This window comes from Arthrobacter celericrescens (assembly GCF_003614925.1).
Lineage (GTDB): Bacteria > Actinomycetota > Actinomycetes > Actinomycetales > Micrococcaceae > Arthrobacter > Arthrobacter celericrescens.
The window spans coordinates 82,461-108,961 of sequence record NZ_QYLP01000037.1 but is presented as its reverse complement, the minus strand read 5'-3'; the positions used below and the strand labels follow the sequence as shown (position 1 = coordinate 108,961).

The 26,501-nt window shown below is 67.9% G+C and carries 26 protein-coding genes; 15 read left to right on the top strand and 11 right to left on the bottom strand.

Features of this window, described 5'->3' with window-relative positions:
• Position 1: 1 nt before the first annotated feature.
• From rsgA to D3654_RS10050, 3 genes are read right to left on the bottom strand one after another with little or no spacing between them, the layout of a single operon-like run.
• Positions 2-1,117, bottom strand: a complete 1,116-nt coding sequence (gene rsgA / locus D3654_RS10060; RefSeq protein ID WP_120521358.1) for a ribosome small subunit-dependent GTPase A — start codon at positions 1,115-1,117, stop codon at positions 2-4.
• A 2-nt stretch (positions 1,118-1,119) separates the two neighbouring features.
• On the bottom strand, positions 1,120-2,484 hold the full coding sequence (gene aroA / locus D3654_RS10055) for a 3-phosphoshikimate 1-carboxyvinyltransferase (protein WP_120521357.1): 1,365 nt from the start codon (positions 2,482-2,484) through the stop codon (positions 1,120-1,122).
• Between the two features lie 6 nt (positions 2,485-2,490).
• Positions 2,491-3,006, bottom strand: coding sequence for a DoxX family protein (locus D3654_RS10050; RefSeq protein WP_120521356.1), 516 nt, complete (start codon positions 3,004-3,006; stop codon positions 2,491-2,493).
• Positions 3,007-3,183: 177 nt separating this feature from the next.
• On the opposite strand from D3654_RS10050, the gene D3654_RS10045 reads away from it, so the two are divergent.
• Positions 3,184-4,008, top strand: coding sequence for a sigma-70 family RNA polymerase sigma factor (locus D3654_RS10045; RefSeq protein ID WP_120521355.1), 825 nt, complete (start codon positions 3,184-3,186; stop codon positions 4,006-4,008).
• Positions 4,005-4,262 carry a mycothiol system anti-sigma-R factor gene (rsrA, locus tag D3654_RS10040; RefSeq protein WP_120521354.1) on the top strand — a complete coding sequence of 86 codons (258 nt, stop codon included), beginning with the start codon at positions 4,005-4,007 and terminating at the stop codon, positions 4,260-4,262. Before D3654_RS10045 ends, rsrA begins: the two co-directional genes overlap by 4 nt.
• Positions 4,263-4,338: 76 nt before the next feature.
• On the opposite strand, the gene D3654_RS21020 is transcribed toward rsrA, so the two are convergent.
• The 5 genes from D3654_RS21020 to D3654_RS10015 all read right to left on the bottom strand — a co-directional run bounded on the left by D3654_RS21020 (position 4,339) and on the right by D3654_RS10015 (position 10,724).
• Positions 4,339-4,413: a 50S ribosomal protein bL37 gene (locus D3654_RS21020; RefSeq protein ID WP_369299106.1), complete on the bottom strand. Its 75-nt coding sequence runs from the start codon at positions 4,411-4,413 to the stop codon at positions 4,339-4,341.
• A gap of 162 nt (positions 4,414-4,575) precedes the next feature.
• Positions 4,576-5,217 carry a PadR family transcriptional regulator gene (locus D3654_RS10030; RefSeq protein WP_120521352.1) on the bottom strand — a complete coding sequence of 214 codons (642 nt, stop codon included), beginning with the start codon at positions 5,215-5,217 and terminating at the stop codon, positions 4,576-4,578.
• On the bottom strand, positions 5,217-6,071 hold the full coding sequence (locus D3654_RS10025) for a DUF4097 family beta strand repeat-containing protein (RefSeq protein ID WP_120521351.1): 855 nt from the start codon (positions 6,069-6,071) through the stop codon (positions 5,217-5,219). Before D3654_RS10025 ends, D3654_RS10030 begins: the two co-directional genes overlap by 1 nt.
• Positions 6,072-6,166: 95 nt before the next feature.
• Entirely contained in the window at positions 6,167-6,766 is a 600-nt protein-coding gene (locus tag D3654_RS10020; protein ID WP_120521350.1) for a GDSL-type esterase/lipase family protein, read from the bottom strand.
• 133 nt (positions 6,767-6,899) lie between these two features.
• Positions 6,900-10,724, bottom strand: a complete 3,825-nt coding sequence (locus D3654_RS10015) for a multifunctional oxoglutarate decarboxylase/oxoglutarate dehydrogenase thiamine pyrophosphate-binding subunit/dihydrolipoyllysine-residue succinyltransferase subunit (RefSeq protein ID WP_120521349.1) — start codon at positions 10,722-10,724, stop codon at positions 6,900-6,902.
• A gap of 468 nt (positions 10,725-11,192) precedes the next feature.
• Between D3654_RS10015 and D3654_RS10010 the strand changes: the two genes are divergently transcribed.
• The 5 genes from D3654_RS10010 to D3654_RS09990 all read left to right on the top strand — a co-directional run bounded on the left by D3654_RS10010 (position 11,193) and on the right by D3654_RS09990 (position 16,570).
• Complete coding sequence (locus D3654_RS10010) at positions 11,193-12,551, top strand: hemolysin family protein (RefSeq protein WP_120521348.1); 1,359 nt, start codon at positions 11,193-11,195, stop codon at positions 12,549-12,551.
• On the top strand, positions 12,548-13,618 hold the full coding sequence (locus D3654_RS10005; RefSeq protein WP_120521347.1) for a hemolysin family protein: 1,071 nt from the start codon (positions 12,548-12,550) through the stop codon (positions 13,616-13,618). The genes D3654_RS10010 and D3654_RS10005 overlap by 4 nt, the downstream gene beginning before the upstream one ends.
• Positions 13,619-13,734: 116 nt before the next feature.
• The gene (locus D3654_RS10000) at positions 13,735-14,703 is read left to right on the top strand and encodes a metal ABC transporter solute-binding protein, Zn/Mn family (RefSeq protein WP_120521346.1); all 969 of its coding nucleotides are present in this window, start codon (positions 13,735-13,737) and stop codon (positions 14,701-14,703) included.
• Positions 14,704-14,858: 155 nt separating this feature from the next.
• The gene (locus tag D3654_RS09995; protein ID WP_120521345.1) at positions 14,859-15,662 is read left to right on the top strand and encodes a metal ABC transporter ATP-binding protein; all 804 of its coding nucleotides are present in this window, start codon (positions 14,859-14,861) and stop codon (positions 15,660-15,662) included.
• Positions 15,662-16,570: a metal ABC transporter permease gene (locus D3654_RS09990; protein ID WP_120521344.1), complete on the top strand. Its 909-nt coding sequence runs from the start codon at positions 15,662-15,664 to the stop codon at positions 16,568-16,570. The genes D3654_RS09995 and D3654_RS09990 overlap by 1 nt, the downstream gene beginning before the upstream one ends.
• A 44-nt stretch (positions 16,571-16,614) precedes the next feature.
• Here D3654_RS09990 and D3654_RS09985 read toward each other — a convergent pair whose 3' ends face one another.
• Positions 16,615-17,088: a Fur family transcriptional regulator gene (locus D3654_RS09985; RefSeq protein WP_120521343.1), complete on the bottom strand. Its 474-nt coding sequence runs from the start codon at positions 17,086-17,088 to the stop codon at positions 16,615-16,617.
• 70 nt (positions 17,089-17,158) lie between these two features.
• The gene (locus D3654_RS09980; RefSeq protein WP_162943698.1) at positions 17,159-18,106 is read right to left on the bottom strand and encodes an Ig-like domain-containing protein; all 948 of its coding nucleotides are present in this window, start codon (positions 18,104-18,106) and stop codon (positions 17,159-17,161) included.
• A gap of 192 nt (positions 18,107-18,298) precedes the next feature.
• On the opposite strand from D3654_RS09980, the gene D3654_RS09975 reads away from it, so the two are divergent.
• Positions 18,299-18,955: an MBL fold metallo-hydrolase gene (locus D3654_RS09975; RefSeq protein ID WP_120521342.1), complete on the top strand. Its 657-nt coding sequence runs from the start codon at positions 18,299-18,301 to the stop codon at positions 18,953-18,955.
• A gap of 12 nt (positions 18,956-18,967) precedes the next feature.
• Here D3654_RS09975 and cds1 read toward each other — a convergent pair whose 3' ends face one another.
• Positions 18,968-20,053 (bottom strand): L-cysteine desulfhydrase Cds1, encoded by a 1,086-nt coding sequence (gene cds1, locus D3654_RS09970; RefSeq protein ID WP_120521341.1) that lies wholly within the window; start codon positions 20,051-20,053, stop codon positions 18,968-18,970.
• Positions 20,054-20,125: 72 nt separating this feature from the next.
• On the opposite strand from cds1, the gene D3654_RS09965 reads away from it, so the two are divergent.
• The 7 genes from D3654_RS09965 to D3654_RS09935 all read left to right on the top strand — a co-directional run bounded on the left by D3654_RS09965 (position 20,126) and on the right by D3654_RS09935 (position 26,500).
• Positions 20,126-20,980, top strand: coding sequence for a sulfurtransferase (locus tag D3654_RS09965; RefSeq protein ID WP_120521340.1), 855 nt, complete (start codon positions 20,126-20,128; stop codon positions 20,978-20,980).
• Positions 20,977-22,152, top strand: coding sequence for an NAD(P)-dependent alcohol dehydrogenase (locus D3654_RS09960; RefSeq protein ID WP_120521339.1), 1,176 nt, complete (start codon positions 20,977-20,979; stop codon positions 22,150-22,152). Before D3654_RS09965 ends, D3654_RS09960 begins: the two co-directional genes overlap by 4 nt.
• Positions 22,149-22,577: an HIT family protein gene (locus D3654_RS09955; RefSeq protein ID WP_120521338.1), complete on the top strand. Its 429-nt coding sequence runs from the start codon at positions 22,149-22,151 to the stop codon at positions 22,575-22,577. Before D3654_RS09960 ends, D3654_RS09955 begins: the two co-directional genes overlap by 4 nt.
• 158 nt (positions 22,578-22,735) lie before the next feature.
• Positions 22,736-24,409, top strand: a complete 1,674-nt coding sequence (locus tag D3654_RS09950) for a helix-turn-helix transcriptional regulator (RefSeq protein ID WP_120521337.1) — start codon at positions 22,736-22,738, stop codon at positions 24,407-24,409.
• A gap of 88 nt (positions 24,410-24,497) precedes the next feature.
• Entirely contained in the window at positions 24,498-24,827 is a 330-nt protein-coding gene (locus D3654_RS09945; protein ID WP_120521336.1) for a hypothetical protein, read from the top strand.
• 12 nt (positions 24,828-24,839) lie between these two features.
• Positions 24,840-26,015, top strand: coding sequence for a flavin-containing monooxygenase (locus D3654_RS09940; protein ID WP_245413169.1), 1,176 nt, complete (start codon positions 24,840-24,842; stop codon positions 26,013-26,015).
• Positions 26,012-26,500, top strand: coding sequence for a methyltransferase family protein (locus tag D3654_RS09935; protein WP_120521335.1), 489 nt, complete (start codon positions 26,012-26,014; stop codon positions 26,498-26,500). The genes D3654_RS09940 and D3654_RS09935 overlap by 4 nt, the downstream gene beginning before the upstream one ends.
• Position 26,501: the final 1 nt, after the last annotated feature.

Sequence of the window (26,501 nt, the reverse complement as noted above, 5' to 3'; positions counted from 1 at the left end):
GTCAGATGACGGTGCCCAGCTCCTTGGTTTCCTTGGCTTCCTGGCGCGGATCTGCGCCGAGGAGGCGGCGAAGCGAGGCCAGGCGCGCCGGTCCCGCTTCTCCGGCAGAGCCTGAGGCGACCCAGTCGTCGAGGCCGCAGCGGACTGCGTTGGCATCGTGCTTGCAGCCGCGCTCACAGGATTCGGTGCCGGGTTCGAGGTCCGGGAAAGCGTGCATGATCCGGTCCGGATCCACCAATGCCAGGCCGAAGGAGCGGATGCCGGGGGTGTCGATGATCCAGCTGCCGGCCGGTGCCTCGTCCAGCCTCAGCGCCAGGGCCGAGGAGGAGGTGTGGCGGCCGCGGCCGGTGACGGCGTTGACTCCGCCGGTGGCGCGTTCGGCGCCGGTGAGGGCGTTGACCATGGTGGATTTCCCGACGCCGGAGTGCCCCAGCAATACCGTGACCTTGCCGTCGAGGTGCTCCCGCAGCCGGCCGACGGCGCCGCCGTCGAGCCTCGCGGACAGGCCGTCGTCGCTCCGGGCGTCGATGCCTGATGCTTCGGCGTCGGCGGTGCGGCTGATGATCACCGGGAAGTCGAGGCTGAGGTAGTTCGCCAGCAGTTCCGCAGGATCCTTGACGTCCGCTTTGGTGACGAGCAGCAGCGGCTCGATGCCGGCGTCGTAGGCTGCCACCAGGGCGCGGTCGATGAATCCGGTGCGCGGCTCCGGGTTCGCGGCGGCCACCACGATCACCAGCTGGTCCGCGTTGGCCACCACCACCCGCTCCACGGGGTCGGTATCGTCGGCGCTGCGCCGCAGCACGGTCTTGCGTTCCTCGACGCGGACCAGCCGCGCAAGGGTGTCCGGGGCGCCGGAGACGTCGCCCACGAGTGCCACGAAGTCGCCGGGGACCACGGGGTTGCGCCGCAGCTCGCGGGCGCGGGCGGCGATGACAATACGTTCCTCAGGCGTGTCTTCGGCGACCACGGCGGTGTAACGCCCGCGGTCCACGGTGATGATCCGGCCAAGCACGGCGTCGTCGTGGCTTGGCCGGTCCTTCGTGCGCGGGCGGGTCCCCTTCTTGTTCGGCCGGATCCGGACGTCGGACTCATCCCAAGACTGTGCGGAGCGTCCCATCGTCAGTGACCGGGCTCCGTGGCCCCGGGCGCGCCGCTGCCCTGCTCAAGCATGGCCGCCCAGATCTGCGGGAATTCCGGCATGGTCTTGGACGTGGTGGCGATGTCCTCCACGAGCACGCCTTCGACGGCGAGGCCCAGGATGGCCCCGGCGGTTGCCATGCGGTGGTCCGCATAGCTGTGCACGACGCCGCCGTGCAGCTTCGCGGGCCGGATCACCAGGCCGTCCTCGGTTTCCTCGGCGTCGCCGCCGAGCCGGTTGATTTCGGCGACGAGCGCGGCGAGCCGGTCCGTTTCGTGTCCGCGCAGGTGCGCGATGCCGGTGAGCGTGGAGGGGCCGGTGGCCAGGGCGCATAGGGCGGCCACCGTGGGGGCGAGCTCGCTGGTCTCATCGAAGTCGGCGCCCTTGATCTCCTGGCCGCCGGTCACGGTGAGGGTGCCGTCCTCGAGGCTGACCGTGGCGCCCATGGCCTGCAGGATCTGCCGCCAGAGGTCGCCCACCTGGGTGGTGTGGGCAGGCCAGTTGGGAATCCGGATGGTGCCCTTGGTGGCGAGGGCGGCGGCCAGGAAGGGGCCGGCGTTGGAGAGGTCCTGTTCGATCCGTTCGTCGAAGGCCCGGATGGCTCCGGGGGACACCACCCAGTGGTTGGGGACGGAATCGTCCACCGTGACGCCGACGCCGCGCAGCACGGCGATGGTCATGTTGATGTGGTCCAGGCTGGGCACCGGCTTGCCGACGTGCTCCAGGTGCAGGCCCTCGGTGAAGCGGGCGCCCACCAGCAGCAGCGCGGAGACGAACTGCGAGGAGGCACTGGCGTCGATCACCAGGTGGCCGCCGCGCACGGAACCGTTCCCGTCCACCGTGAACGGAAGGGATGACGCGGTGCCGCCATCCGGGGCGGAAATCCCGACGCCGAGTGCGGACAGCGCCTCGATGATCGTGTTCATGGGACGCTTGCGGGCGTGCGGGTCGCCGTCGAACGCGGAGGAACCGTTGCGCAGGGCGGCAAGCGGAGGCACGAAACGCATCACCGTGCCGGCGAGGCCGCAATCGATGGCGCAGTCGGTAGCCGGCGCCGCCGGGTCGATCGGCTTGATCAACAGGTCCGGCCCGTAGCTGCCGTCGCCCGGCACCTCGGTCACGGTGGCCCCCAACGCCCGGAGCGCCTCGATCATCAGCGCGGAGTCGCGGGAATGCAGGGGAGCGCGGAGCCGGGACGGGCCGTCGGCCAACGCCGCGAGCACCAGGTAGCGGTTGGTGAGGGACTTGGATCCGGGCACCGTGACTGTGGCGTCAACGGGCCGGTGCGCAAAAGGAGCGTCCCAGAGAGGTGCTGCGGTGGTGGTGGCTTCGGTGGTGCCGGTCATGCGTTCTTATGCTCCAACTGTCTTGTCTACTGCCTTGCGGACGGCGCGGTCCGCCTTCTTCAATTGCTTGCCGCCCGCCTTGCGGGCGTCCATGGCCAGGTGCTCGGCGCGCCAGGCAAGGCTCGGTTTGCCGGCAGTGTCGACGGCGGCAAGCAGCGCCCCGCCGGTCAGCGAGATGTTCTTCAGCAGCTGGGCGCGGCGCTCCAGCCGGCCTTCCTTGGTGCTGATGTCCGCCGAGCGCCACTCGACGAAGGTGTTCAGGCCCGAAATGACTGCCAGCAGTCCGGCGGAGAAACGGGGGAGCTTGCCCAGTGCGAGCAGGGCGCCCGCACCCAACTGGGTTCCGCCGATCACCCGCGCGATCATCTTCTCATCGGCCGGAAACGGGAGGGAATCCGAGGCCCGGCGCAGCAGCGGGGAGAGCTGTTTGGCGGTGTCGTCCGTGTTCTTCAGCTTGTCGAGTCCGGAGACCACGAAGCTTGAGGCCAGCATCGGCCGGGCGGGAAAACGGATGAGGGACATGTCTTGCCTCCTGGATGGCTTGCCACAACGGTCAAGGGTGCAGTCGCCTCTAGTCTTGCATCTTTGCGGAATATTTGCCCGGGAGGGGCGGTTGTGAGAAGAAGGCGCGGAAGCGCGCGGGGAAGTCCGCGTGCCGGACGCCTGCGAAGCCAGTATCGAGTGGAAGGAGCCGCTTTCTTGAGCTTGGTGAAAGACCGTCAGGAAGTGCCGGCACCGGAGCGGGAGCCGGGGAAAGGCGCGCGCCGGGTGACAGTAGACTTGAACGCAATGAGCACCTTGGACCCGGCCGCAGCGGCCATGTACGAAGCAGCGGAGCAGCCCCGACCGGGCCTGCAGGACACCGCTGAAGAGTCCGGCCCCGACGCCGTCATTGACGTCGCAAGCGAAACGCCCGAACAGCGGCGGGCCCGCTTCGAACGGGACGCCATGCAGTACGTCGATCAGCTCTATTCGGCGGCGATGCGCATGGCGCGGAACCCTTCGGATGCAGAGGACCTGGTCCAGGAGGCCTACACGAAGGCGTTTTCGGCGTTCCACCAGTACAACCCAGGGACAAACCTCAAGGCGTGGTTGTACCGGATTCTGACGAACACCTACATCAACCTGTATCGGAAGCGGCAGCGCGAGCCCCTGCAGTCGAACTCGGACACGATCGAGGACTGGCAGCTTGCCAGGGCCGAATCGCACACGTCGACCGGCCTGCGTTCGGCCGAGGCGGAAGCCTTGGACCACCTTCCCGATTCCGACGTGAAGCGTGCGCTGCAGGCCATCCCGGAGGAATTCCGGCTCGCGGTGTACTTCGCAGACGTCGAAGGCTTCGCCTACAAGGAAATTTCGGACATCATGAACACCCCCATCGGAACGGTCATGTCCCGGCTCCACCGCGGCAGAAAGATGCTGCGCGAACTGCTGGCCGACTATGCCGCCGAACGGGGAATCAGGGGCGCCACGGATACCCCCGCCGGGGACGCCGCAAGCAATAAACAGGAGAAACGGAAATGAGCTGCCAAGGACTGGGCGACTGCGACGATGCGCGGATGCAGCGCATCTATGAATACCTTGACGGTGCGCTGACCCGGGAGGACATCGCCGAGATCAAGCAGCACCTGCAGGAGTGCCCCGAGTGCACCGAGGAGTATGACCTGGAGTGCGTCATCCGCACCGTGGTCAAGCGTTCCTGCACCGAGGCCGCTCCGGAGAACCTCAAGAACTCAATCCTGGACCGCATTCATTCGATGAATGCAGCGGAAGTCTAGGCCCGGCTGGCCGTTCCAACGAAAAGAGCCCCGGAAGCCATCAGGTTTCCGGGGCTCTTCCGTCTGCTCCAACAACTCAGGTGTTGGGACGCTTGCCGTGGTTTGCGCCGCCGCGCTTACGGTCACGACGCTTGCGTGCACGCTTGCTCATAGCCGGCCTCCTTCGTTTCTTGTACTCAACAAAGCTGCCCTCCAGTCTCCCACACGCGGGGCCCGGGCCGCGAACCGGCGGCGAGGCCGGGCCGCTAACTGGCGGGCCGGCGTCGGACACAAGTGCCGGACCCGGCGCCCGGTCCGTCATCAAGGGCCGGCGTCAGGGCCGCATGGAATTCCTGATGGCGATGCGCGCCTGGTCCAGCACGGTGCGGACCGTCTCCAGGGCCACGGGAGTCAGCTGGGCAGAGCCGGCGTGCCGGCGCAGTTCCACCCTCATGTCGTCCCGGAAGGACTGCACCATGAGTTCAGCTTCCTTCAGGAGCCGGATGCTTTCCGCTGAATGCCGCCCCGCACCCGGAACTGTTCCGGGATCGCTTGCTTCCGCGCCGAATCCCGCCGGCACGGCCGCAGCCCTGGCCGATTCGGCACTGGCCGCGAGGTCCGCCCGCAGGCCGCGCATGTTGCTGCGGATGTCCTCCCGCAGCTCGTCCGCCAGGCGCCGCACCGACGCCGAAATGCCCGCCTCGACCTCGGCCAGCTCGGCGCGCCGGCTGTCCAGTTCGGCCAGCCCGGCGCGCGTGATCGAATAGTTGGTGCGTCGTCCGTCATTCTCCGTGGCGACCAGGCCTTCCTCCTCCAGCTTGCCGAGCCGGGGGTAGACCGTGCCGGCGCTGGGGGAGTAGGTGCCGCCGAAGCGTTCGCCGAGGGCCTTGATGATTTCGTAGCCGTGCTTCGGACCGGATTCCAGCAGGGCCAGCAGGTAGAGCCGGAGGGCGCCGTGGGCGAAGACCGGCGGCATCAGAACCCGCCCCCGGGCACCTGCCCGCCGGCCGCCGTCGAACCTGTGGCTGCGGCGCTGCCGTGGATGACATAGGTCTTGCCGGACACGGAGTTGCTCCGCACCAAAGTGATCCGCTCCCTCGGGCCCACAGTGGCCTGCACGTTGTTGCCGGGATGGTCATGGAGCTGTCCGTCGATCACGACGGCGCCGCTGGCCGACTTCGCGGCGATGTCCGCGCCGATGTCCCGGGGCAGGCGCACCGTGACATCGCCTGATACCGAATGGGCGGCGATGTCGTGCGTGTGGCCGTGCAGGTCGAAGCTGAGGTCCCCGCTGACGGTGGTGGCTCGGACGTTGCTGAAATCGCCGGAGGCCGTCACCTCGCCGGAGACGCTCTTGGCTGTCATCACCCCGTGGTGGCCGCGGGCGATCACTTCCCCGCTGACAGTGTTCACGTGCAGTTCGCCGCTGGTGTCATCCGAGAGCACCGAGCCGGAGACCGTGTTGAGCCTGGTGGTGCCCGACGTCCCGGAGACCATGCCGTCGCCGCTGACGGTGCCGGCCTCAACCGTGATGCCGGCCGGGATGGCGATGCCGATGACAACCGAGTTGGTGCTGGTGTTGTTGACGGTTCCCATGAGGTTGCGGAACCACCCCTGCGGCCCGTGGAGCTGGTGGCGGACCTCGAGGCGGCCGTCGACGACGGTGACGCTCAGTGGATCGCCCGCGATTTCCGATACCTCGATGCGCGCCGTGGCTTCGTCATGGGTGACGATGTCGAAGCGGCCCTTGACGATGCCCAGCCTGAGCGAGCGGACGCCGTCGACGTCGATCGTCTGCGGACCGGTGACGGTCCAGTTCTGTTCTGACATGACCCCTCCAGGAGTTGCGATATATCGCGTTGATGAAGTCACGATATATCGCAATACCGGGGATGGCAATGGTTTCGCCGAAGGAGGCGCCGCTCCTAGTCGGGCTGGGCGATCCTCAGCCACTGGAACCAGCCGCGGTGCAGCACCAGCCACGCCATCAGGCCATAGCCGGCCTGGCCGGGAGTGCCGCCGTTGGAGGCGAGGTCGGTGCGCCACTGTTCGTGGTTGAGCAGGGGAGAGAAGGTGTCGACGTAGTGGTGGTTGCGGCGGGTGGTGACATCGGAGAAGGCGGCGTTGAGGTCGGCGAGGCGGCGGTTGCGTGTCGGATCCAGGCCGGGGGGCGGGCCGACAACGAACACCTCGACGTTGTTTTGGCTGGCCCCGTCCAGGATGTTGGCCAAGTTGAGCCGGCTCCGCGCCGTGGACAGGCCGAATTCGATGTCACGGGCGGAGAGGCCGATCACCAGGCGGTTCTCGTGGGAGTCGCTGAAGCGGCGGCCGGCTTCGTCCAGCCACCGTGCGGCGAGGCCTTCGGTGCCTTCCATGGGGCAGGGGAGTGAGTAGCTCTCCACGGCGACGGAGTCCTGGGGTGTCCGGGCGAGCACCCGTCCCAGCCAGCCCAGTGCGCGGGGATCGCCGAGTCCTGCGAGCAGTTCGTCTCCAACAGCCGCGATGCGCAGCTTCCTGTCTTCCACCTGTTACCTCTTCACCAACGTTGCGGTCCATGCCGGGTGCCCGGCCGCCGGAGCGGCCTGGCATATCTACCCATTTAAACAGAAGTGCCCGGCAGGAGCTTGTTTCGAAGCTCCGGCCGGGCACCCTTGTTGTTTACTTGCGTTCGAAGGCCTGCTTGAGCAGCGTGCTCTGCTCCGCTGCGTGGCGCTTCATGGAACCGGCGGCCGTGGAGGCCGACGCCGGGCGGGACACCAGCCGGACCTTGCGGTCAAGGGCCTGCGGCAGGTTGAGGCCGATGAACGGCCACGGGCCCTGATTGGCGGGCTCGTCCTGGGCCCAGACAACCTCGGCGTTCGGGTACTTCGCCAGCTCGGCCTCGATCTCCGCCTGCGGGAGCGGGTACAGCTGCTCCACACGGATGATCGCCGTCGAGGTGTCGCCGGACTTCTGGCGGCTGGACAGCAGGTCGTAGTACAGGCGGCCGGAGACCAGCAGCACGCGGTCCACGTTTTGCAGGGCCTCGTGCTCGCCGATGACCGGCTTGAAGCCGCCCGAGGTGAAGTCCTCGACGGCGGACGCCGCGGCCTTCAGGCGGAGCAGCTGCTTCGGCGTGAAGATGATGAGCGGCTTCCGGGGCCGGCTGTAGGCCTGGCGGCGCAGCAGGTGGAAGTGCGAGGCGGCGGTGGTCGGGTTGGCGACCACCATGTTGTCCTCGGCGCACAGCTGCAGGAAACGCTCGATGCGGGCGGAGGAGTGGTCCGGGCCCTGGCCCTCGTAGCCGTGCGGCAGCATGAGCACGAGCGAGGAACGCTGGCCCCACTTCTGCTCGGCCGAGGAGATGAACTCATCGATGATGGTCTGGGCGCCGTTGACGAAGTCGCCGAACTGGGCCTCCCAGAGCACGAGGGCGTCCGGGCGTTCCACGGAGTAGCCGTATTCGAAGCCCATGGCGGCGTATTCGGACAGCAGGGAGTCGTAGATCCACAGCTTGGCTTGGTCGTCGCTGAGCTTGCCCAGCGGCATCCACTCGTTGCCGTTGAGGCGGTCGTGGAAGACGGCGTGGCGCTGCACGAAGGTGCCGCGGCGCGAGTCCTGGCCAGCGAGGCGGACCGGGACGCCTTCCATGATGAGCGAACCGAAGGCCGCGATTTCGCCGAAGCCCCAGTCGATGCCGCCTTCGCGGGACATCTGCTCGCGCTTCTCCAGGAGCTGCTTGAGCTTGGAGTGGACCGTGAAGTCCTCCGGGATCTCAAGGTGGGCGCGGCCGATGTGCTGGAGCACCTCGGTGGAGATGGCGGTCGACGTCGGGGAGTTCGTTCCGGAGTCCGCCTGCTGTGCGATCGGGCGTTCGATGCCCGACACGGCGGCGGAGTCGGCGGTGACGATCGGGATGGGCGAAGTCTGGGCGGCGTGGGTCTCCGCGAAGACACGCTCCAGGCGCTCCTGGTAGTCGCGGAGCAGCTGCTCTGCTTCTTCCTCGGTGATGTCGCCACGGCCGATCAGGGACTCGGTGTACAGCTTGCGGACCGAGCGCTTCGCCTCGATCAGGTTGTACATCAGCGGCTGCGTCATCGAGGGATCGTCGCCCTCGTTGTGGCCACGGCGGCGGTAGCACACCATGTCCACGATGACGTCCTTGTGGAAGCGCTGGCGGAATTCGTAGGCCAGCTGGGCCACGCGGACCACGGCCTCGGGGTCGTCGCCGTTTACGTGGAACACCGGTGCCTGGATCATCTTCGCGACGTCCGTGGAGTACGTGGAGGAGCGCGAGGAGGACGGCGCGGTGGTGAAGCCCACCTGGTTGTTCACGATGATGTGGATGGTGCCGCCGGTGCGGTAACCCCGCAGCTGGGACAGGTTCAGGGTTTCGGCAACAACGCCCTGGCCGGCGAATGCGGCGTCACCGTGGACCATGATCGGCAGGACCGGGAAGGTCTCGCCCTGGTCAAGGCGGTCCTGCTTGGCGCGGACGATGCCTTCGAGGACCGAGTCCACGGCTTCCAGGTGCGAGGGGTTGGCGGCGAGGTAGACCTTGGTCTCCTTGCCGTTGTCCGAGGTGAACGTGCCCTCGGTGCCCAGGTGGTACTTGACGTCGCCGGAGCCCTGTACGGAGCGGGGGTCCTGGGTGCCCTCGAACTCACGGAACACCTGGGCGTAGGTCTTGCCCGCGATGTTGGTCAGCACGTTGAGGCGGCCGCGGTGGGCCATGCCGATCGCGACCTCGTCGAGGCCGTCGTCGGCAGCATCGGAAATGATGGTGTCCAGCAGCGGAATCAGGGATTCGCCGCCTTCGAGCGAGAAGCGCTTCTGGCCGACGAACTTGGTCTGCAGGAAGGTCTCGAATGCCTCGGCGGCATTGAGCTTGGAGACGATGCGCAGCTGCTCTTCGCGGCTGGGCTTGGAGTACGGGTGCTCCAGCTGGTCCTGGAACCACTGGCGTTCCTTGGGCTCCTGGATGTGCATGTATTCGATGCCAGTGGTGCGGCAGTACGCGTCACGCAGCACGCCGAGGATGTCGCGGAACTTCAGCATCGGCTTGCCGCCGAAGCCACCCGTGGGCCACTCGCGGTCCAGGTCCCAGAGGGTCAGGCCGTAGGTGAGGACGTCGAGGTCCGGGTGCTTGCGCTGGACGTACTCAAGCGGGTTGGTGTCGGCCATGAGGTGGCCGCGGACCCGGTAGGAGTGGATCAGCTGCTGGATGCGGGCAACCTTGTTGATCTCGTCGGCGGGGTCGACCTGCAGGTCGGGGCTCCAGCGGACGGGCTCGTACGGAATGCGCAGGGCTTCGAAGATCTCGTCGTAGAAGTTCTGCGCGCCCAGCAGCAGCTGGTGGACCAGCTTGAGGAACTCACCGCTGCCCGCACCCTGGATGACTCGGTGGTCGTAGGTGGAGGTCAGCGTGAGGATCTTGCTGATGGCGTTCTGGGCGATGATCTTCTCGCTGGCGCCCTGCCATTCGGCCGGGTAGTCCAGGGCGCCTACGCCGATGATTGCCGCCTGGCCCTTGGAGAGCCGCGGAACCGAGTGCACGGTGCCGATGCCGCCCGGGTTGGTCAGGGAGACCGTGGTTCCGGCGTGGTCGTCCGCCGTGAGCTTGCCGTTGCGGGCCCGCTTGATCAGGTCCTCGTAGGTGTGCCAGAACTCGGCGAAGTTCATGGTCTCCGCCTTCTTGATGTTCGGGACCATCAGGAGGCGGGTGCCGTCGGGCTTGGGCATATCGATCGCGATGCCGAAGTTGACGTGCGCGGGCTGGACGGCTACTGGCTTGCCGTCCACCTCGTCGTAGTACACGTTCATGGAGGGGAACTGGGAGAGCGCACGCACCACGGCGTAGCCGATGATGTGCGTGAAGGAGACCTTGCCGCCGCGGGCGCGGGCGAGGTTGGAGTTGATGACGACGCGGTTGTCGATCAGCAGCTTGGCCGGTACGGCGCGGACGCTGGTGGCCGTGGGCACTTCCAGGCTCGTCACCATGTTGGCTGCGATGGCCTTCGCCGGGCCGCGGAGAACGGAAACGACGTCTTCCTCGGGCGGGGTGGGTGCCTTGGTGCTCTTGGGCAGCTGGGCCGGAATGGGCTGGGCCTGCCCGGCGCCCGGCTTCTGTGCGCCGTCTTTGGCGACAGTGGCGGGGGCCTTCTTGGCCGGTGCGGCCGGTGCTGCGGGGGCGGCCGGCGCGGCAGCGGGAACTGCGGCCGGAGCCGGTGCGGCGGGCGAAGCTGCAGGCGCCGGGGCGGGCGCCGTTGCCGTGGGCGCCGGCGCCTGTGCTACGACCGGAAGTACTCGGGTTGCGGGGTTTGCGGGGGCGGCGGAGGTTCCGTTGGAAGAAGTGCCGTCATCGGTAGTGAAGGATTCGAAGAGGGGCCACCACTTGGCGTCGACCGAATTCTTGTCCTGCTGGTACCGCTCGTACAGTTCGTCAACGAGCCACTCGTTTCCGCCAAATTCCTCTGGTAGACGGTGGCTTGGCTGCTCTGGCACTTGAAATACGCCTCTTCCATGAGTGTTGATGTCCAGCTGACCCGGTGGAATTGCCTGAAAAAACGACTCGGGCCAGGGTCCGGTCCCTCGGGCTCAGACCCTTGCCAGTCTAGTGACGGACCGCGCCTGTCTGCCAATAGTGGTGACCTAAATCATGTCTGTGCTACGAAGTGAACCACGGGCACCACCGCGCGGCGCGGCCGGCCGGGCAAAACCGGCGGCTGAGGAGCCCGGGCCGGGCTGTAGACTGGAGCCCTTATGGACAGTAATTCCAGGTGCCGGCCTGGACGCTGCGGGGGGAGCCGATCGGCTGTCCTTCCCCGGGCGTTCCACAGCGCCGGCAATACCCGTACACATGCCCATCACGCGCCTCCTGCCGCCTCCGGCGCAGCTGCGCCCCAGTCCTCGGCCACGGCTGACCAGCCTCCGCCGGCCCGTTCTTCCCGGCGAACCGGTGGTGGGGCCTGAATGGAATGGCTCCTGCTCCTTGCCGGCCTCCTTCTGATCCTTGGCACGGGCTTCTTCGTCGCCGTCGAATTTTCCCTGGTGGCCCTTGACCAGACCTCGGTCCAGCGCGCGGTCAACGACGGCGACCACGCTGCGCGGCCCCTGCTCAAGTGCCTCAAATCCTTGTCCACGCAGCTTTCCAGCTGCCAGCTGGGCATCACCCTGACCACATTGCTGACGGGTTTCGTGATGGAACCCTCCGTCGGCGAACTGCTGCACGGCCCGCTTGTGCTGATCGGCACGCCGGAGGCTGCCGCCCGTTCAGTCTCGCTCTTCATCGCCATGGCGCTTGCCACCTTGCTGTCGATGCTGATCGGCGAACTCGTGCCGAAGAACCTCGCGATCGCCCAGGCGTTCCCTGTCGGCAAAGCGCTGGCCCGCCCGCAGCTGGTCTTCACCACCGTGTTCAAGCCCGCCATCCTGCTGCTGAACGGCTTCTCGAACCGGATCCTGCACCTCTTCGGCCTTGAGGCCAAGGAAGAGATTTCCGGTGCCCGCTCGCCCGCGGAACTGGCATCGCTCGTGCGGCGCTCGGCGGAGCTCGGAACACTCGACGCCGGTACCGCCAACTTCGTGGCGCGCACCTTGAGGTTCGCCGAACGGACCGCGGCCGACGTCATGACGCCCCGCATCAGGATGGAAACCATCGGGGCCGGGCAGCCGGTCACCGACATCATCGACGCCGCCCGCCGTACCGGGTACTCCCGGTTCCCCGTCATCGGGGACTCCGCGGATGACATCCGCGGCGTGGTGCACGTCAAGAAGGCCGTGGCTGTTCCGCGCGAGCGCCGCGACGGCCTGGAGGCCGGGGCCATCATGGCCGAGGTGCTCCAGGTCCCGGAGACCATCCACCTGGACGCCCTGCTGTCCGAACTGCGCGAGGGCAACCTCCAGCTTGCCGTGGTGCTGGATGAATACGGCGGCACCGCAGGCATTGCCACCCTCGAGGACCTCGTGGAGGAAATCGTGGGCGAAGTGGCCGATGAGCACGACCGGGTGCGTCCCGGTCTGCTGCAGAGTGCCTCCGGCGACTGGTACTTCCCGGGCCTGCTGCGGCCCGATGAAGTGTCCGAACAGATTCCCGGGCTCACCGTGCCCGACGATCCTGCGTACGAGACAGTGGGAGGCTACGTCATGAGCCGGCTGGGCCGTATCGCCATGACGGGCGACGTGGTCGAAGCCGGCGGCGGAACCCTGTCGGTGACCCGGATGGACGGCCGAAGGATCGACCGGATCTGCTTCCGGCCGGCCCCGGCGGACGATCCGGATGAGGCGTCCGCCGGCCAGGGCGGCAGGAACGTGAAGGGGGCGGCGGCATGAGCGACTGGACCGGAATCCTCTGGCTCGTGTTCCTGCTGATCGGCAACGCCTTCTTCGTGGGCGCGGAGTTCGCTGTGATGTCGGCACGCCGCAGCCAGATCGAACCGCTGGCGGAGGCGGGATCCAAGCGGGCCAGGACCACCCTGCACGCCATGGAGAATGTTTCGCTCATGCTGGCGTGCGCCCAGCTGGGCATCACGGTGTGCTCCCTGCTGATCCTGCAGGTGGCGGAGCCCGCCATCCACCACCTGCTGGCCGAGCCGCTGGAAGCGTTCGGCACGCCGCACGAACTGGCCGACGCCGCCGGGTTCACCGCAGCCCTGCTGGTGGTGACCTTCCTGCACGTGACCTTCGGCGAGATGGTTCCGAAGAACATTTCGGTCTCCGTGGCGAACCGGGCTGCACTGCTGCTGGCACCGCCGCTGGTCCATATCGCGCGCTTCGTGAAGCCGGTGATCTGGACCCTCAACTGGAGTGCGAACCATATCCTGCGACTGATGCGGATCGAACCCAAGGACGAGGTCACGTCCTCGTTCACGCTCGAGGAAGTGCAGTCCATCGTGCAGGAATCCACCCGGCACGGGCTCGTGGCCGACGATTCCGGGCTGCTCAGCGGTGCCCTGGAGTTCTCGGCGCACACCGCCGCGCACATCATGGTGCCCGTGGACAAGCTGGTGACCCTCAAACCGGGGTCCACGCCGCGGGAACTGGAGAAAGCCGTCAGCCGCACGGGATTCTCGCGCTTCCCGCTGCTGGACGACGACGGCGGGCTGGCCGGTTACCTGCACATCAAGGATGTGCTGTCCATCCCCCTGGAGGGGCAGAGGCATCCGATCTCTGAAGGCAGGATCCGTTCCCTGGCCAACCTTGCGCCCGACGACGAAATCGAGGACGCGCTGGCGGTCATGCAACGGACCGGTTCGCACCTTGCCCGCGTCGTGGATCCTGCCGGGACAACCCTCGGCGTCCTGTTCCTGGAGGACGTCATCGAGCAGCTCGTCGGCGAAATCAGGGACGCCACCCAGGCCACCGGCATCCGTCGGCTGGGAGGCGTGGACAACGCCTGACCCCGCAGTGACGGCGTCGGAGCTCTAGCCCTAAATAGGAATCATTCCTATTTAGGGCTAGACTCGGGGGAGCAACAACCGTCGTCGATTCTCATCTGATAGATCTGAGGTTTCCCGTGCGCCGCCCAGTCGCCCGTCTGTCCCTTGCTGCCTCCGCAGGCCTGGCCATCCTCCTCTCCGCATGCTCGGCACCTGCCGCCACGTCGCCGTCGTCGTCCGCTGCGGACGGAGCCATCCCGGTGGTGACATCCACGAACGTCTACGGCGACATCGTCAGGAGCATCGGCGGGGATAAGGTCTCCGTGGACTCCATCATCAGCAAGACCAGCCAGGATCCGCACTCCTACGAAGCGAACGCGCAGGACAAGCTGGCGGTGTCCAAGGCGAAGATCCTGGTGGAAAACGGGGGAGGCTACGACGACTTCCTGCACAAGCTTGCCGACGACGCCGGCTTCGACCACGCAAACATCATCACCGCCGTCGAGGCCACCGGACTTGCCCCGCACGAAGACCACGAAGACGGGGCCTCCCACCCGGCTGACGAGCATGGCCATGACCACGGCGCGTTCAACGAGCATGTCTGGTACGACCCGGCTGCCATGGGGAAGGTTGCCGACGCGGTGGCTGCACGGCTCGGCGCCCTGAAACCGGCGTCCGCAGCGGAATTCACCGCCAACGCCGGCAAGTTCAAGACGTCCCTCGCTGGCATCACTGCGAAGCTCGACGCGATCAAGGCCAAGCACGCCAACACCCCGGTGGCAATCACCGAACCGGTGCCGGTCTACCTGCTGGAAGCCGCCGGCCTGGTCAACAAGACCCCCGAAGAGTACAGCGCCGCCATCGAGGAGGACACCGACGTGTCCCCGGCCGTGCTCAAGGAGACCAAGGATCTGTTTACCTCGGGCGGTGTCAAGCTGCTCGCGTACAACGAGCAGACGGAAGGTCCGCAGACCGAAGCCGTGAAGGATGCCGCCACGTCCGCCGGTGTTCCGGTGGTGGACTTCACCGAGACGCTTCCGGACGGCAAGGACTACCTCCAGTGGATGGCGGGGAACGCCGACTCGCTGGCCGGCGCACTCAAGTAGCCGGCACGACGGCGGAACCGGCACGACGGCGGAACTGGCACGTCGGCGGATTTGGCACGTCGACGGCGGGCCGCCAGCAAGTAGACTTGCGTTCGTTGCCCCACACCTGGAACGCCTTGAAACACCTGGACAGAGGATAGTTGTTGACACCCCTAGTGAGCCTCCGCGGAGCCGGCCTGAAATTCGGCAAGAGGGTGCTCTGGGAAGGCCTGGACCTCGAGATCAACCCCGGTGAGTTCTTCGCCGTACTCGGTCCCAACGGCAGCGGCAAGACCAGCTTCCTGAAGGTGCTGCTGGGGCTGCAGGAGCTGCATTCCGGCGAGGTGGAACTTGGCGGGCGGCCGGCGGAACGCGGCAGCCGGCGGATCGGCTACATCCCGCAGCAGAAATCCTTCGCACCGGACACCCCGCTGCGTGCCCGCGACCTCGTGGGCCTTGGCCTCGACGGGCACCGCTGGGGGCTGCGGTTGTCGGGCAAAGGCGTCAACCGCAGGATCGACGAACTCCTCGACCTGGTGGGTGCCAGCGATTACGCGAAAGTGCCGCTGGGCCAGCTTTCCGGCGGCGAGCAGCAACGCCTGCGCGTGGCCCAGGCCCTCGCCTCCGATCCGCAGGTGCTGCTGTGCGATGAACCGCTGCTGTCCCTGGACTTGCACCACCAGTTGGCCGTGAGCGCACTGATCAACCAGCAGTGCCATGAACGGAACAGCGCGGTGGTCTTCGTGACCCATGAAATCAACCCCGTCATCGACTACGTGGACCGGGTCCTCTACCTCGCCGGCGGCCAGTTCCGGGTAGGCACTCCGGAGGAGGTCATGACCACCGAGGTCCTCTCGGAGCTCTACGACAGCCATGTGGAGGTCATCCGCGCGAACGGGCGGATCGTCGTCGTCGGCCTGCCGGACGCCACCACGCACTTCCATGACGACGCGCACACAGGATCGGCGGAGGGCCACTGATGGATTTCGGAACGATCCTGCAGACCATCTTCAATTTCGAGAACTACGGGGAGCTGCTCCAGCTGGTGCAGAACTCCATCTGGGCCGGCGCCGTGCTGGGCCTGCTGGGCGGCATGGTGGGGACCTTCGTCATGAAGCGCGACCTTGCCTTCGCCGTCCACGGCATCTCCGAACTCTCCTTCGCGGGCGCGGCGTTTGCGCTGCTGATCGGTGCGGACATCGTCCTCGGATCCCTTGTCGGTTCGGTCGCGGCCGCCCTGCTCCTGGGCGTGATGGGCGTGCGGGCGCGCGACAAGAATTCGATCATCGGCGTCATCATGCCCTTCGGCCTGGGCCTGGGCATCCTCTTCCTGGCCCTCTACGAAGGCCGGGCGGCGAACAAGTTCGGCCTCCTGACCGGGCAGATCGTCTCGGTCGACACCGTCCAGCTGCAGGCCCTGGCGGGGACCGCCGTCGTGGTGATGCTCGTACTGGCGCTGATCTGGCGGCCTCTGAGCTTCGCGAGCGTGGATCCGGACATGGCCGAAGCGCGCGGCGTGCCTGTGCGTGGCCTGGCGATCGGCTTCATGGTCCTGCTGGGTGTCAGCGTGGCGCTGTCCATCCAGATTGTGGGCGCCCTGCTGGTCCTGGCGCTGCTGATCACCCCGGCGGCCGCCGCCTTGCGGGTAAGCACCTCGCCGAAGGTGGTGCTGCTGCTGAGCGTTGCCTTCGCGATGACCGCCACTGTGGGCGGGATCCTGCTTGCCCTCGGGAGCAGGATCCCGATCAGCCCTTATGTCACCACGCTGTCGTTCCTGATCTACGTGGTCTGCCGGATCATCGGGGGAGTGCGGGCCCGGCGTGGCCACAACGGCCGGATCCTGCGGACAGCCGCTTCGTCACCTGCACGGGTACGCGCCGGCACCTGAATCCGGCGCCTGATCCCTGCGGGTTCGTGCGGCCGGGCGGGGATCTACAGCTCGCCCGCGGCCTTCCTGGCCGTGCACTCCGGGCAGAGGCCGAAGATTTCCACGGTGTGCGCCACCTCGGTGTAGCCGTGTTCGGCGGCTGTCCGCGCAGCCCAGGTCTCGACGGCGGGAGCCTCCACCTCGACCGCCTTGCCGCAGTTGCGGCACAGCAGGTGGTGGTGGTGCCCGGTGACCGCGCAGCGGCGGTAGACGGCTTCGCCGTCGGCGTTGCGCAGGACGTCTACCAGGCCTTCGTCGGCGAGCGACTGCAGGATCCGGTAGGCGGTGGCGAGGGAAACCGAGATGCCCTGGTTCTGGAGCAGGCGGTACAGCTCCTGGGTGCTGACGAAATCGTCCAGCTCATCGAGGGCCGCGCTGACGGCGAGGCGCTGCTTGGTGACCCTCTGCTCCCGCCCTGGCTTGGCGTCGGACGCTGTGTTGCCGGGAGCTTGGGTGGCGGCTTTGGGGCCGGGAGGCATGCGTGGACTCATTTCGCTGTCGGCGTCGTGCAGACATCAAGATTACCAGCCGGCCGGCAAGGTGCCCGGACTAGGGGAGTGGAACCGTGAGGGTTTGTCCCGGGAACCGGATCGGGGCGTAATGGCTGTCGCCGAAATAGTCGGCGCTGAAGGTGAACGTCCGCGGCCAGGTGGGCAGCCAGTAGTCGGCGGCGGCTCTTCCCCGGGACACGGACACGGGCAGCCCGAACTCGCTGCCGTCGGAATAGAACTGGACGTACCCGCCGGGAACGGGGGTTCCCGCGCGGTGCGGGGCGAGGGCCACCTCCATGTGGACGGTGTACGGGCCCGTCACGGTGGGGGTGAGCGCGGCGTCGAGCGGCAGGGGATTCGCCGGTGCCAGGACCCGGAGGGACACCGGCTTTGACTCCGGTCCCGTGTAGCGGATCACGGACTCGTGCCGGGCAGTCAGCTGATGGATTCCCGCAGGGAGATAGCCTGCGGTCAGGGTGGCCCGCCAGCCGCGCGAGCCGGGAACGACAGTCCCCTCTCCGATGGACCTGCCGTCGGAGTAGAAGACGATGGGACCGTCCGAGTAGCCGGTCAATGCCCGGCCGTCATCCGCCGTGACCTGGGCCGTGAGCGTCACTTTTTCGCTGACCGTGCTTGTTTCCGTGCTGAGCTGAAGCGATGTTTCCGTCCGCGGGCCGGTCCACACCTGATACGGGAATGACTTCGTTGCGGCCTCGTAGCGGTCGTCCCCCGAGTAGTCCACGGTGTACTGCCGGGTGCCCGTACTGACAGGAGTGATGTAGAGGTGGACTTCGGCCGCATCGCCCGGGAGGGGTTGCGTCTGGGGCGATGCTCCCTCTTCGTCCATCAGCAGGGTCAGCGTTCCCGTCGGTCCCGTCGGCGCGCCGGAAGGAACCACCACGCTGATGAGGACCTCCACCGGGTTGCCCACAAAGGCCCAGGTCGGTTCGTCCAGGTGGGCTCGGATGTCGACGATGGACCGGGCGGCAAGCATGAGTCCCTCCATAACAAATACCTTTGTTGATGGAAGCCCCCCAGGAACTCCAAGGGTGCCTGTGAAGCACCCTGCGCCGAGGATACTCCCCCTTCGGGGCAACCGTAAGGCCCGGTCCGTTTGGGCCCCTCGCGCGCTACCGACAAGCGCGCTCCCCATGCTCGCAAGCTCGCCCGGGGCCCCTCGCGCGCTAGTCTTGGGGCCATGAAGCTGACCAAGTTCACGCATTCCTGTGTCCGCCTGCAGAAGGACGGACACGTGCTCGTGATCGATCCGGGGACGTTCTCGGAGGCGGAGGAGGCGCTGGCAGGTGCCCATGCCGTGCTCATCACCCATGAGCATCCGGACCATGTGGATGCTCCGGCGCTGCTTGAAGCGCTGCGCGGCAACCCGGGGCTCCAGGTCCACGCCCCGGCCCGCCTCGCCGCTGACCTCGCCGCGAAGGCGGGCGACGACGGCGGCCGGGTACACGCCGTCGAGCCTGACAGCTCCTTCGAAACGGGCGGTTTCGCCGTCCGGTCCTTCGGTGGCCAACACGCCTTGATCCACCCGCTGGTTCCGGTGGTGGCGAACATCGGGTACCTCGTGGAGGAGAACGTCTTCCATCCCGGTGACTCCTTCGTGGTTCCGCACGGCATCGACGTGAAGACCCTCCTGGTGCCGCTGCATGCGCCATGGTCCAAGGTGGGCGAAGTGGTGGACTTCGTGGTGGCCGTGCGTGCGCCGCAGGCCTACCCGGTGCACGATGCGCTCCTCAACGAGCTGGGCCGTGGGCTGGTCGAAGGCCACGTGCGCAGGATCGGCGGCAAGTACGGCACCACGTACACCAGCCTGGCGCCGCGGGAGTCCGTGGAGGTCTAACGCATCCGGGGCTTAACCCGCGGGCCACTTCCCGGTGTCGAAGAAGCGGTCCAGGACCGCCTCGTACGGTTTCGGGTCCAGGCCCTGCGCGTCCAGCCACTCCTGCTTGTAGTAGCTGCCCGCATAGCGCTCGCCGCCGTCGCACATCAGCGAAACGACACTTCCGCGCTTTCCCTGCGCCACCATCTCGGCAATCAGCTGCCACACACCCCACAGGTTGGTGCCGGTGGAGGGGCCGGCCTGGAGGCCGGTGAGGCTGCGCAGGTGCCGCATCCCCGCGACGGACGCCGCGTCCGGCACCGGGATCATCGTGTCGATGACCGCCGGCACGAAGCTCGGTTCCATCCGAGGGCGGCCGATGCCTTCGATCCGGGAGGGCATGCCGGTGCTGAATTCTGCGACGCCGTCCCGCCAGCCCGGGTAGAATGCCGAGTTTTCGGGGTCGACGACGGCGAGCCGGGTTCCGTGGCAGTGGTACCGCAGGTAGCGGCCGATGGTGGCACTGGTTCCGCCGGTGCCCGCCCCCACCACGATCCACTCCGGAACGGGGTGCTCCTCAAGGGCCAGCTGTTCGAAGATCGATTCGGCGATGTTGTTGTTGCCGCGCCAGTCGGTGGCCCGCTCAGCGTAGGTGAACTGGTCCATGTAGTGCCCGCCGGACGTGCTGGCGGCTTCCTGCGCCGCGGCGTAGACCTCCGAGGCATGGTCCACCAGGAGGCAGCTGCCGCCGAACTCCTCGATGAGCGCGATCTTCTCCGGGCTGGTGGTGCGGGTCATGACAGCGATGAACGGCAGGCCGATGAGCCGGGCGAAGTACGCCTCGGAAACGGCGGTGCTGCCGCTGGATGCCTCCACGATGGTGGTGCCTTCGTTGATCCAGCCGTTCACCAGGCCGTACAGGAACAGCGAGCGCGCCAGCCGGTGCTTGAGGCTACCGGAGCGGTGCGTGGACTCGTCCTTGAGGTACAGCTCGACGCCCCAGTGTTCCGGCAGCGGGACCGAATAGAGGTGGGTGTCTGCCGAACGGTTGTTCTCGGCCTCGATGCGGCGGATGGCCTCGCTGGCCCAGGACCTGTCTTGCTTCCCTGCAGTCTTCACCGATCCAGCCTACCGGCGCGCCGGATATATGCTGGGAACCGCCTGCCTGCCATGGGAACGAAGGAGATGCCGATGGGCACACTGATGGATGTTGCCACCCTCAAGGAGCGGATGGATTCCGGGAAGCGCACGGTGCTGCTCGACGTCCGCTGGGTGCTCGGTGATCCGCACGGGCACGAGCACTACCTGGCAGGCCACCTCCCGGGTGCCGCGTTCGTGGACCTGCACCACGAACTGGCCGACCCCTCGGTGTCCGGCGAGGGCCGCCATCCGCTGCCCTCCTTGCAGGCCCTGCAGCGCAGCGCCCGGGCCTGGGGAATCAACGACGGCGACACCGTGGTGGCGTACGACGACAACGGCAACACCGCAGCCGCCCGTGCCTGGTGGCTGCTCCGCGATGCCGGGCTGGAGTCCGTTTTCCTGCTCGACGGCGGACTGGCCGCCTGGCGTGCGGCCGGCCTTCCCGTCGAAACGGGCGGGCAACCCGTCGCGCCCGGGACCGTGACGCTGGGCCGCGGGCGGATGCCCATCATCGACATGGCCGGCGCCGCGGCCTGGGCGGGTCAGGGCGTCCTGCTCGACGCCAGGGCGGGGGAGCGCTACCGCGGCGAGATCGAACCGATCGACCCCCGGGCCGGACACATCCCCGGCGCCGTCAGCGCACCAACGGGGGAGAACCTCGCGGCGGACGGCCGCTTCCTGACTCCGGCGCAGCTGCGCTCCCGCTTCGCCGGGGCCGGGATCGACGGCGGCACCGCCGTCGCGGTCTACTGCGGTTCCGGCGTGACCGCCGCCCACCAGATCGCCGCGCTGGAGATCGCCGGCTTCACGGCGGCGCTCTATCCGGGCTCCTTCTCGCAGTGGTCCTCCGAGGCGGCGAACGAGGTGGCCGTCGGTGCCGCGCCCGGTGGTAGCGTCGGAGAATGACTCCCGGACGCCCTGTACCCCCTCCGCTCGGCAAGCCCCTGATTCTCGCAGAGCCTCCTGTGGAACCGGCGCCCGCGGATGCCCCGGCAGCACGGGGCACCCTCACGGCCGCGATGGGCGCGACGTCCGCTGGAAGCGGTTTGCGCCCGCTGACGCTGGCCCGCCGCGAACCCAAGGACGACGATGTCGAGATCGACATCGAATACTGCGGGCTGTGCCACTCCGACGTGCACGCCACCCGGGGCGAATGGGGCAGCCGTCCCTACCCGCTGGTGCCGGGCCACGAGATCGTGGGCAGGGTGCGCCGGGTTGGATCCGCGGTGGAGGACTTCCATGTCGGCGAGCTCGTGGGCGTGGGCTGCCTGGTGGACTCGTGCCGCGAATGCGAAAGCTGCCTCGAAGGGCTCGAACAATACTGCGAGCGCGGCAACGTGGGCACCTATGGGGTGAAGGATCCGCGCAACGGCGGTGCGATCACGCAGGGCGGCTACGCGGGCACCATCGTCGTGGACCGCCGCTTCGTCCTGCGGGTCCCCGAAGGCATGGACCCCGCGTCGACCGCTCCGCTGCTCTGCGCCGGAATCACCACGTACTCGCCGCTGCGCTATTTCGACGTCGAACCCGGGGACGTGGTGGGCGTCGTCGGGCTGGGCGGTCTCGGCCACATGGCGGTGAAGATCGCCAAGGCGATGGGCGCGGAAGTAGTCGTCTTCACCAGTTCGGAAACCAAGACGGCGGCCGCGGCCGAACTCGGTGCGGACCGGGTGGTCCTTTCCCGGGACCCCGGGGCCATGGAAGCGGCCAAGGCGAGCATCGACGTCATCATCGACACCGTGGCCGCGCCGCACGACCTCAACCCGTACCTGCGCGCCCTGCGCCTCGGCGGGGCGCTCTTCCAGCTGGGACTGCCGCCGAGCGACATGCCGCCGGTCAGCCCGGGGCTCCTGATCCGGCGCCGCCTGGCCTACTCCGGTTCGCTGATCGGCGGGATCGCCGAGACCCAGGAGATGCTCGATTTCTGCGCCGAACACGGCGTGGCCAGCGACATCGAGGTCGTGGATGCCGCCGGGCTCAACAGCGCCTATGACCGCATGGTCGCGGGCGACGTGAAGTACCGCTTCGTCCTCGACACCAAGACCCTGCACACCCCGTCCGAAAAGGCAGACGCATGAGCACCCTCTTCACCAAGATCATCAACGGCGACATCCCGGGCCGCTTCGTCTGGAAGGACGAGAACGTGGTGGCGTTCCTGAGCATCGCGCCCCTCGCCGACGGCCATGTCCTGGTGGTCCCGCGCCTCGAGGTGGACCGCTGGACCGATGCGCCGGCCGAGGTGCTCGGCCGGGTGACCGCCGTCGCGCAGACCATCGGCAAGGCACTGGTGCCGGAGTTCGGCGCAGCGCGGGCGGGCCTGCTGGTGGCCGGCTACGAGGTGGACCACCTGCACGTCCACGTATGGCCGTCGAACTCCATGGCCGACTACGACTTCGGCTCCGCGGACCAGAACCCGGACCCGTCGCAGCTGGAAGCCAACGCCGAGCGGATCCGCACGGCACTGCGGGATGCCGGGCACGGGGAGTTCGTCCCCGTCGCCTAGGCAGCCGTCTCCTGAGCGGCTCTTCCCTGGCAGCCCTGCCTGGGCAGCGCAGCCCCCGGGCGGGGCATTGTGGGCCGCCGGGCCCAGGCGTACCGTGGCGCATAGACAAGGACGCAAGCCGCGCCGCAGCAGCGCGGCCGCAGTGCGCCGGAGGAGTCATGGCAATGTCCAAAGCCGGCCTGGACCTGGGCCGCGCCGCCTACGACGATCACCGCTGGGGCGAAGCCTTCGGACACTTCGGGGACGCCCACCGCGAAGGCGGCCTTCCCGCGGCCGACCTCGAACGCTTTGCCACCGTCGCGGTCCTCACCGGCCATCCCCGGGTCGGGACCGAGGCACTGACACGCGCCTACGAAGAGTATCTGCTCATCGGCGACGTTCCCGGAGCCGTGCGTTGCGCCGCATGGCTGTCCGTCCATCTGCTGAACAGCGGTGAGGCGGCGGCCTGTTCAGGGTGGCTCGCACGCGGCACAAGGCTCTTGGCGGAGATCGATGAGCCCGGCGCGGCCGAGGGGCTGCTCCTCATTCCCGCCGCTGTCGCGAAGCTCTATGGCGGCGAGGCCGCCGAAGCCGCCGCCCTGTTCGGCAAGGCCTACGGCATCGGCACGGCATACCGCGACCGGGACGTCACCTCCCTGGCCCAGCTCGGACAAGGGCAAGCGCAGGTCATGCTCGGCAATCCGGCGGCCGGCCTGGAACTGTTCGACGAGGTGATGGTGGCAGCCACCGCAGGAGAAGTCTCGGCGATTCCCTGCGGCATCATCTACTGCGTCACCATCGGAACCTGCCAGTCCGTCTTCGACCTGCCCCGGGCCCTGGAATGGACGGCGGCGCTCGACCGCTGGTGCCGGAACCAGCCGGACCTGGTGCTTTTCAGCGGCCAATGCCATGCGCACCGGGCGGAACTGTATGCTTTACGCGGCCAATGGGACGACGCCATGGCTGCTGCGGCAATGGCCCAGGAACGGTGCAGCCGCGGGGATCCGCAGGCCAGGTTCGGGGCCTTCTATTACCAAGGTGAGGTGCAGCGGCTGCGCGGACTCTTTGAAGCTTCCGTCGCCTCCTACCGCGCGGCGGCGGACTCCGGCTTCGACCCACAGCCGGGAATGGCGCTCCTGCACCTTGCGCGGGGAGAGGTGCAGCTTGCCCGCCGCCAGATCAACGACGCCGTTGCTGCCGCTGACCCGACCTGGCGGAGCCGCCTGCTCCCGGGCCTCGTCGAGATTGAGCTGGCGGCCGGCGACCTCGCGGCCGCCCGCAGCGCGGCGGACGATCTGGGGCGCTTCGCCGCCGGGTATCCGGCGCCGATGCCCCGCGCCCTGGCCGCCCAGGCGGACGGCGCAGTGCTCGTCGAAGAAGGCGAGCCAGCCGCGGCACTGAAACCGCTGCGCACGGCTTGGACCCTGTGGCGGACCCTCGAGAATCCCTATGAGGCCGCCCGCTGCCGGGTGCTGGTGGCCAAGGCCCGCCGCCGCCTGGGCGACGAAGAAACCGCCCGCATGGATTTCGAAGCTGCGCGCGAGGAACTGGAAGAGCTCGGTGCCGGGCCGGCCTTCGCCATGGTCGATGCGCTGATCGGGGCCGTTCAAGCCGCGGAGCCCGGCGCGTCCGGCGGGGTGCCCGACGGGGTGGTGAACGGCCCGCTGACCGGCCGCGAAGTGGAAGTCCTCCGGCTGGTGGCGGCCGGCAAGAGCAACCGTGCGGTCGCCGTCGAACTCTTCCTGAGCGAAAAGACCGTTGCGCGGCACCTGAGCAACATTTTCCTGAAGCTGGAGGTGACATCGCGGGTGGCCGCAAGCCGCTATGCGTATGAGCACGGGTTGATGGCCTGAGGACTGCGGCGAATTACCCATGCGCGCCTTGGCAAGATGCGTCATCCATCCGATGCGCGGCCACGGCCAGCGGCAATAGCGTCGAAGCATGAACCTTCCCATGGTCGCCGGAACCGTCTCGACCGTCCTCTTCACAGTGAGCATGCTGCCGATGCTGATCAAGGCGGCACGCACCAAGGACCTCTCCTCGTACAGCCTGGGCAACCTGCTCCTGGCCAACATCGCGAACGCGGTCCATTCGCTCTACGTGTTCAGCCTGCCGGCCGGGCCGATCTGGCTGCTCCACGCCTCCTACGTCCTGGCGTCCGCCGTGATGCTGGTCTGGTGGCTGCGCTACCGGCACGCACCCGGCAATCCAACGCACCGGCCGGCGGCCAGGGAAGGTTTCCGTTCCACCGAAGAATTGCTCGGAGCATAAGGAGGCTTCGCCATGAACTCTTTCGCCATGAACACGGGAGAAAACTACACATCCGATCGGGTCCTGGACACCATCATCGTCGGCGGCGGGCAGGCCGGACTTGCCCTGGGCTATTTCCTCTCCCGGCAGGGACGTGACTTCGCCATCCTCGACGCCGGGCAGCGGGTGGGCGACGCTTGGCGGCAACGCTGGGACTCCCTGCGCGTGTTCACGCCGGCCAAGTACGACGGCCTGCCGGGGATGCCGTTCCCGGGAGACGGGCTCGCGTTTCCGGGCAAGGACGAGGTGGCCGACTACCTCGAAGGCTATGCCGCGCTTTTCGGCCTCCCGGTCCGGCTCGGCGTGAAGGTGGAACACCTTCGGCAGGAGGACGGCCACTACGTGGCGGAAGCGGGCGCGGAGAGCTGGAAGGCCCTGAACGTCGTGGTGGCCACTGGAGCCTGCGTTGCACCGAAGGTCCCAGGCTTTGCCGCGCAGTTGGATGAGTCCGTTTTCCAGGTGCATTCGAGCCTGTACAGGAATCCCGCGCAGCTCCGGCCCGGCCCGGTCCTGGTGGTGGGCGTCGGGAATTCCGGGGCCGAGATCGCCCTGGAACTGAGCCGCAGCCACCACACCCTGCTGGCCGGCAAGCCTACCGCTGAACTGCCGGTCAAGCACGGCCGGGCCGCGGCCCGCTTCTTCCTGCCCATCGTCCGGTTCGCCGGGCTCCACATCCTCACGCTCGGCACGCCCATCGGCCGCAAGGCAGCGCCGGGGTTCCTCAGCCACGGCACCCCGTTGATCCGCACCAAGCTCAGGGACCTCGCGGCGGCCGGCGTCGAACGGGTTCCCAGGATCACAGGCGTCCGCGACGGCAGGCCGGTGGCGGAAGACGGCAGCATCCTCGACGTCGACAACGTCATCTGGTGCACCGGCTACCGGGACGATTTCGGTTGGATGGAGCCCGACGCGTTCGACGGCGACGGCCGGCCGCGGCAGTACCGCGGCGTGGCGCAGGACGTTCCGGGCCTGTTCTTCATGGGCCAGGAATTCCTCTACGCGGCGACGTCGGCCACCCTGCCCGGGCTCGCCCGCGACGCCGGGTACCTGGCCCGGCGGATTCCGCGCCGCGGTATCGACAGCCCGGGTGACCGTGCCGGACGCTCGCCGCAGAAGGCGCGCCCGCAGCAGGTGCGGGGCAGGGCATGATGGGCCTCAGGGAGATTTACGGCAACCTGCCCCTGCCCCCGGGCCAAGTGGCGGGGATCGCCGTCGACCTTGTCCTAGCCCGGGTGCGGCCGGCCCGGCTGCCGGTCCCGCGCCCGCTCAGCGCTGCCGCAGGCACGGGGCTGCTGCTTGCCGGCATCGCGGTCAACTTCCGCTCTTTGGCCGAACGCCGGCGGGCCGAAGGTGAAGGGTTCGAGCTGGAGCATCCCCGCAGCCTGGTGATTACCGGCCCGTATGCCCTCAGCCGGAATCCCATGTATGCCGGCTGGTGGCTGATTCATCTGGGTTCGGGGCTGTTGCAGGGCTCGGCCTGGGCACTGCTCACCATGCCGGCCGCCGCCTTGGCGGAGCACCGGGGAGTGCTGGCCGAGGAACGGAAGCTGTCGGAGCAGTTCGGGGCGGATTTCGCAGCCTACGCGGCGCAGGTTCCCCGCTACTTTTCCCTCGGGCGCCCGCTGCGCCCGTGAA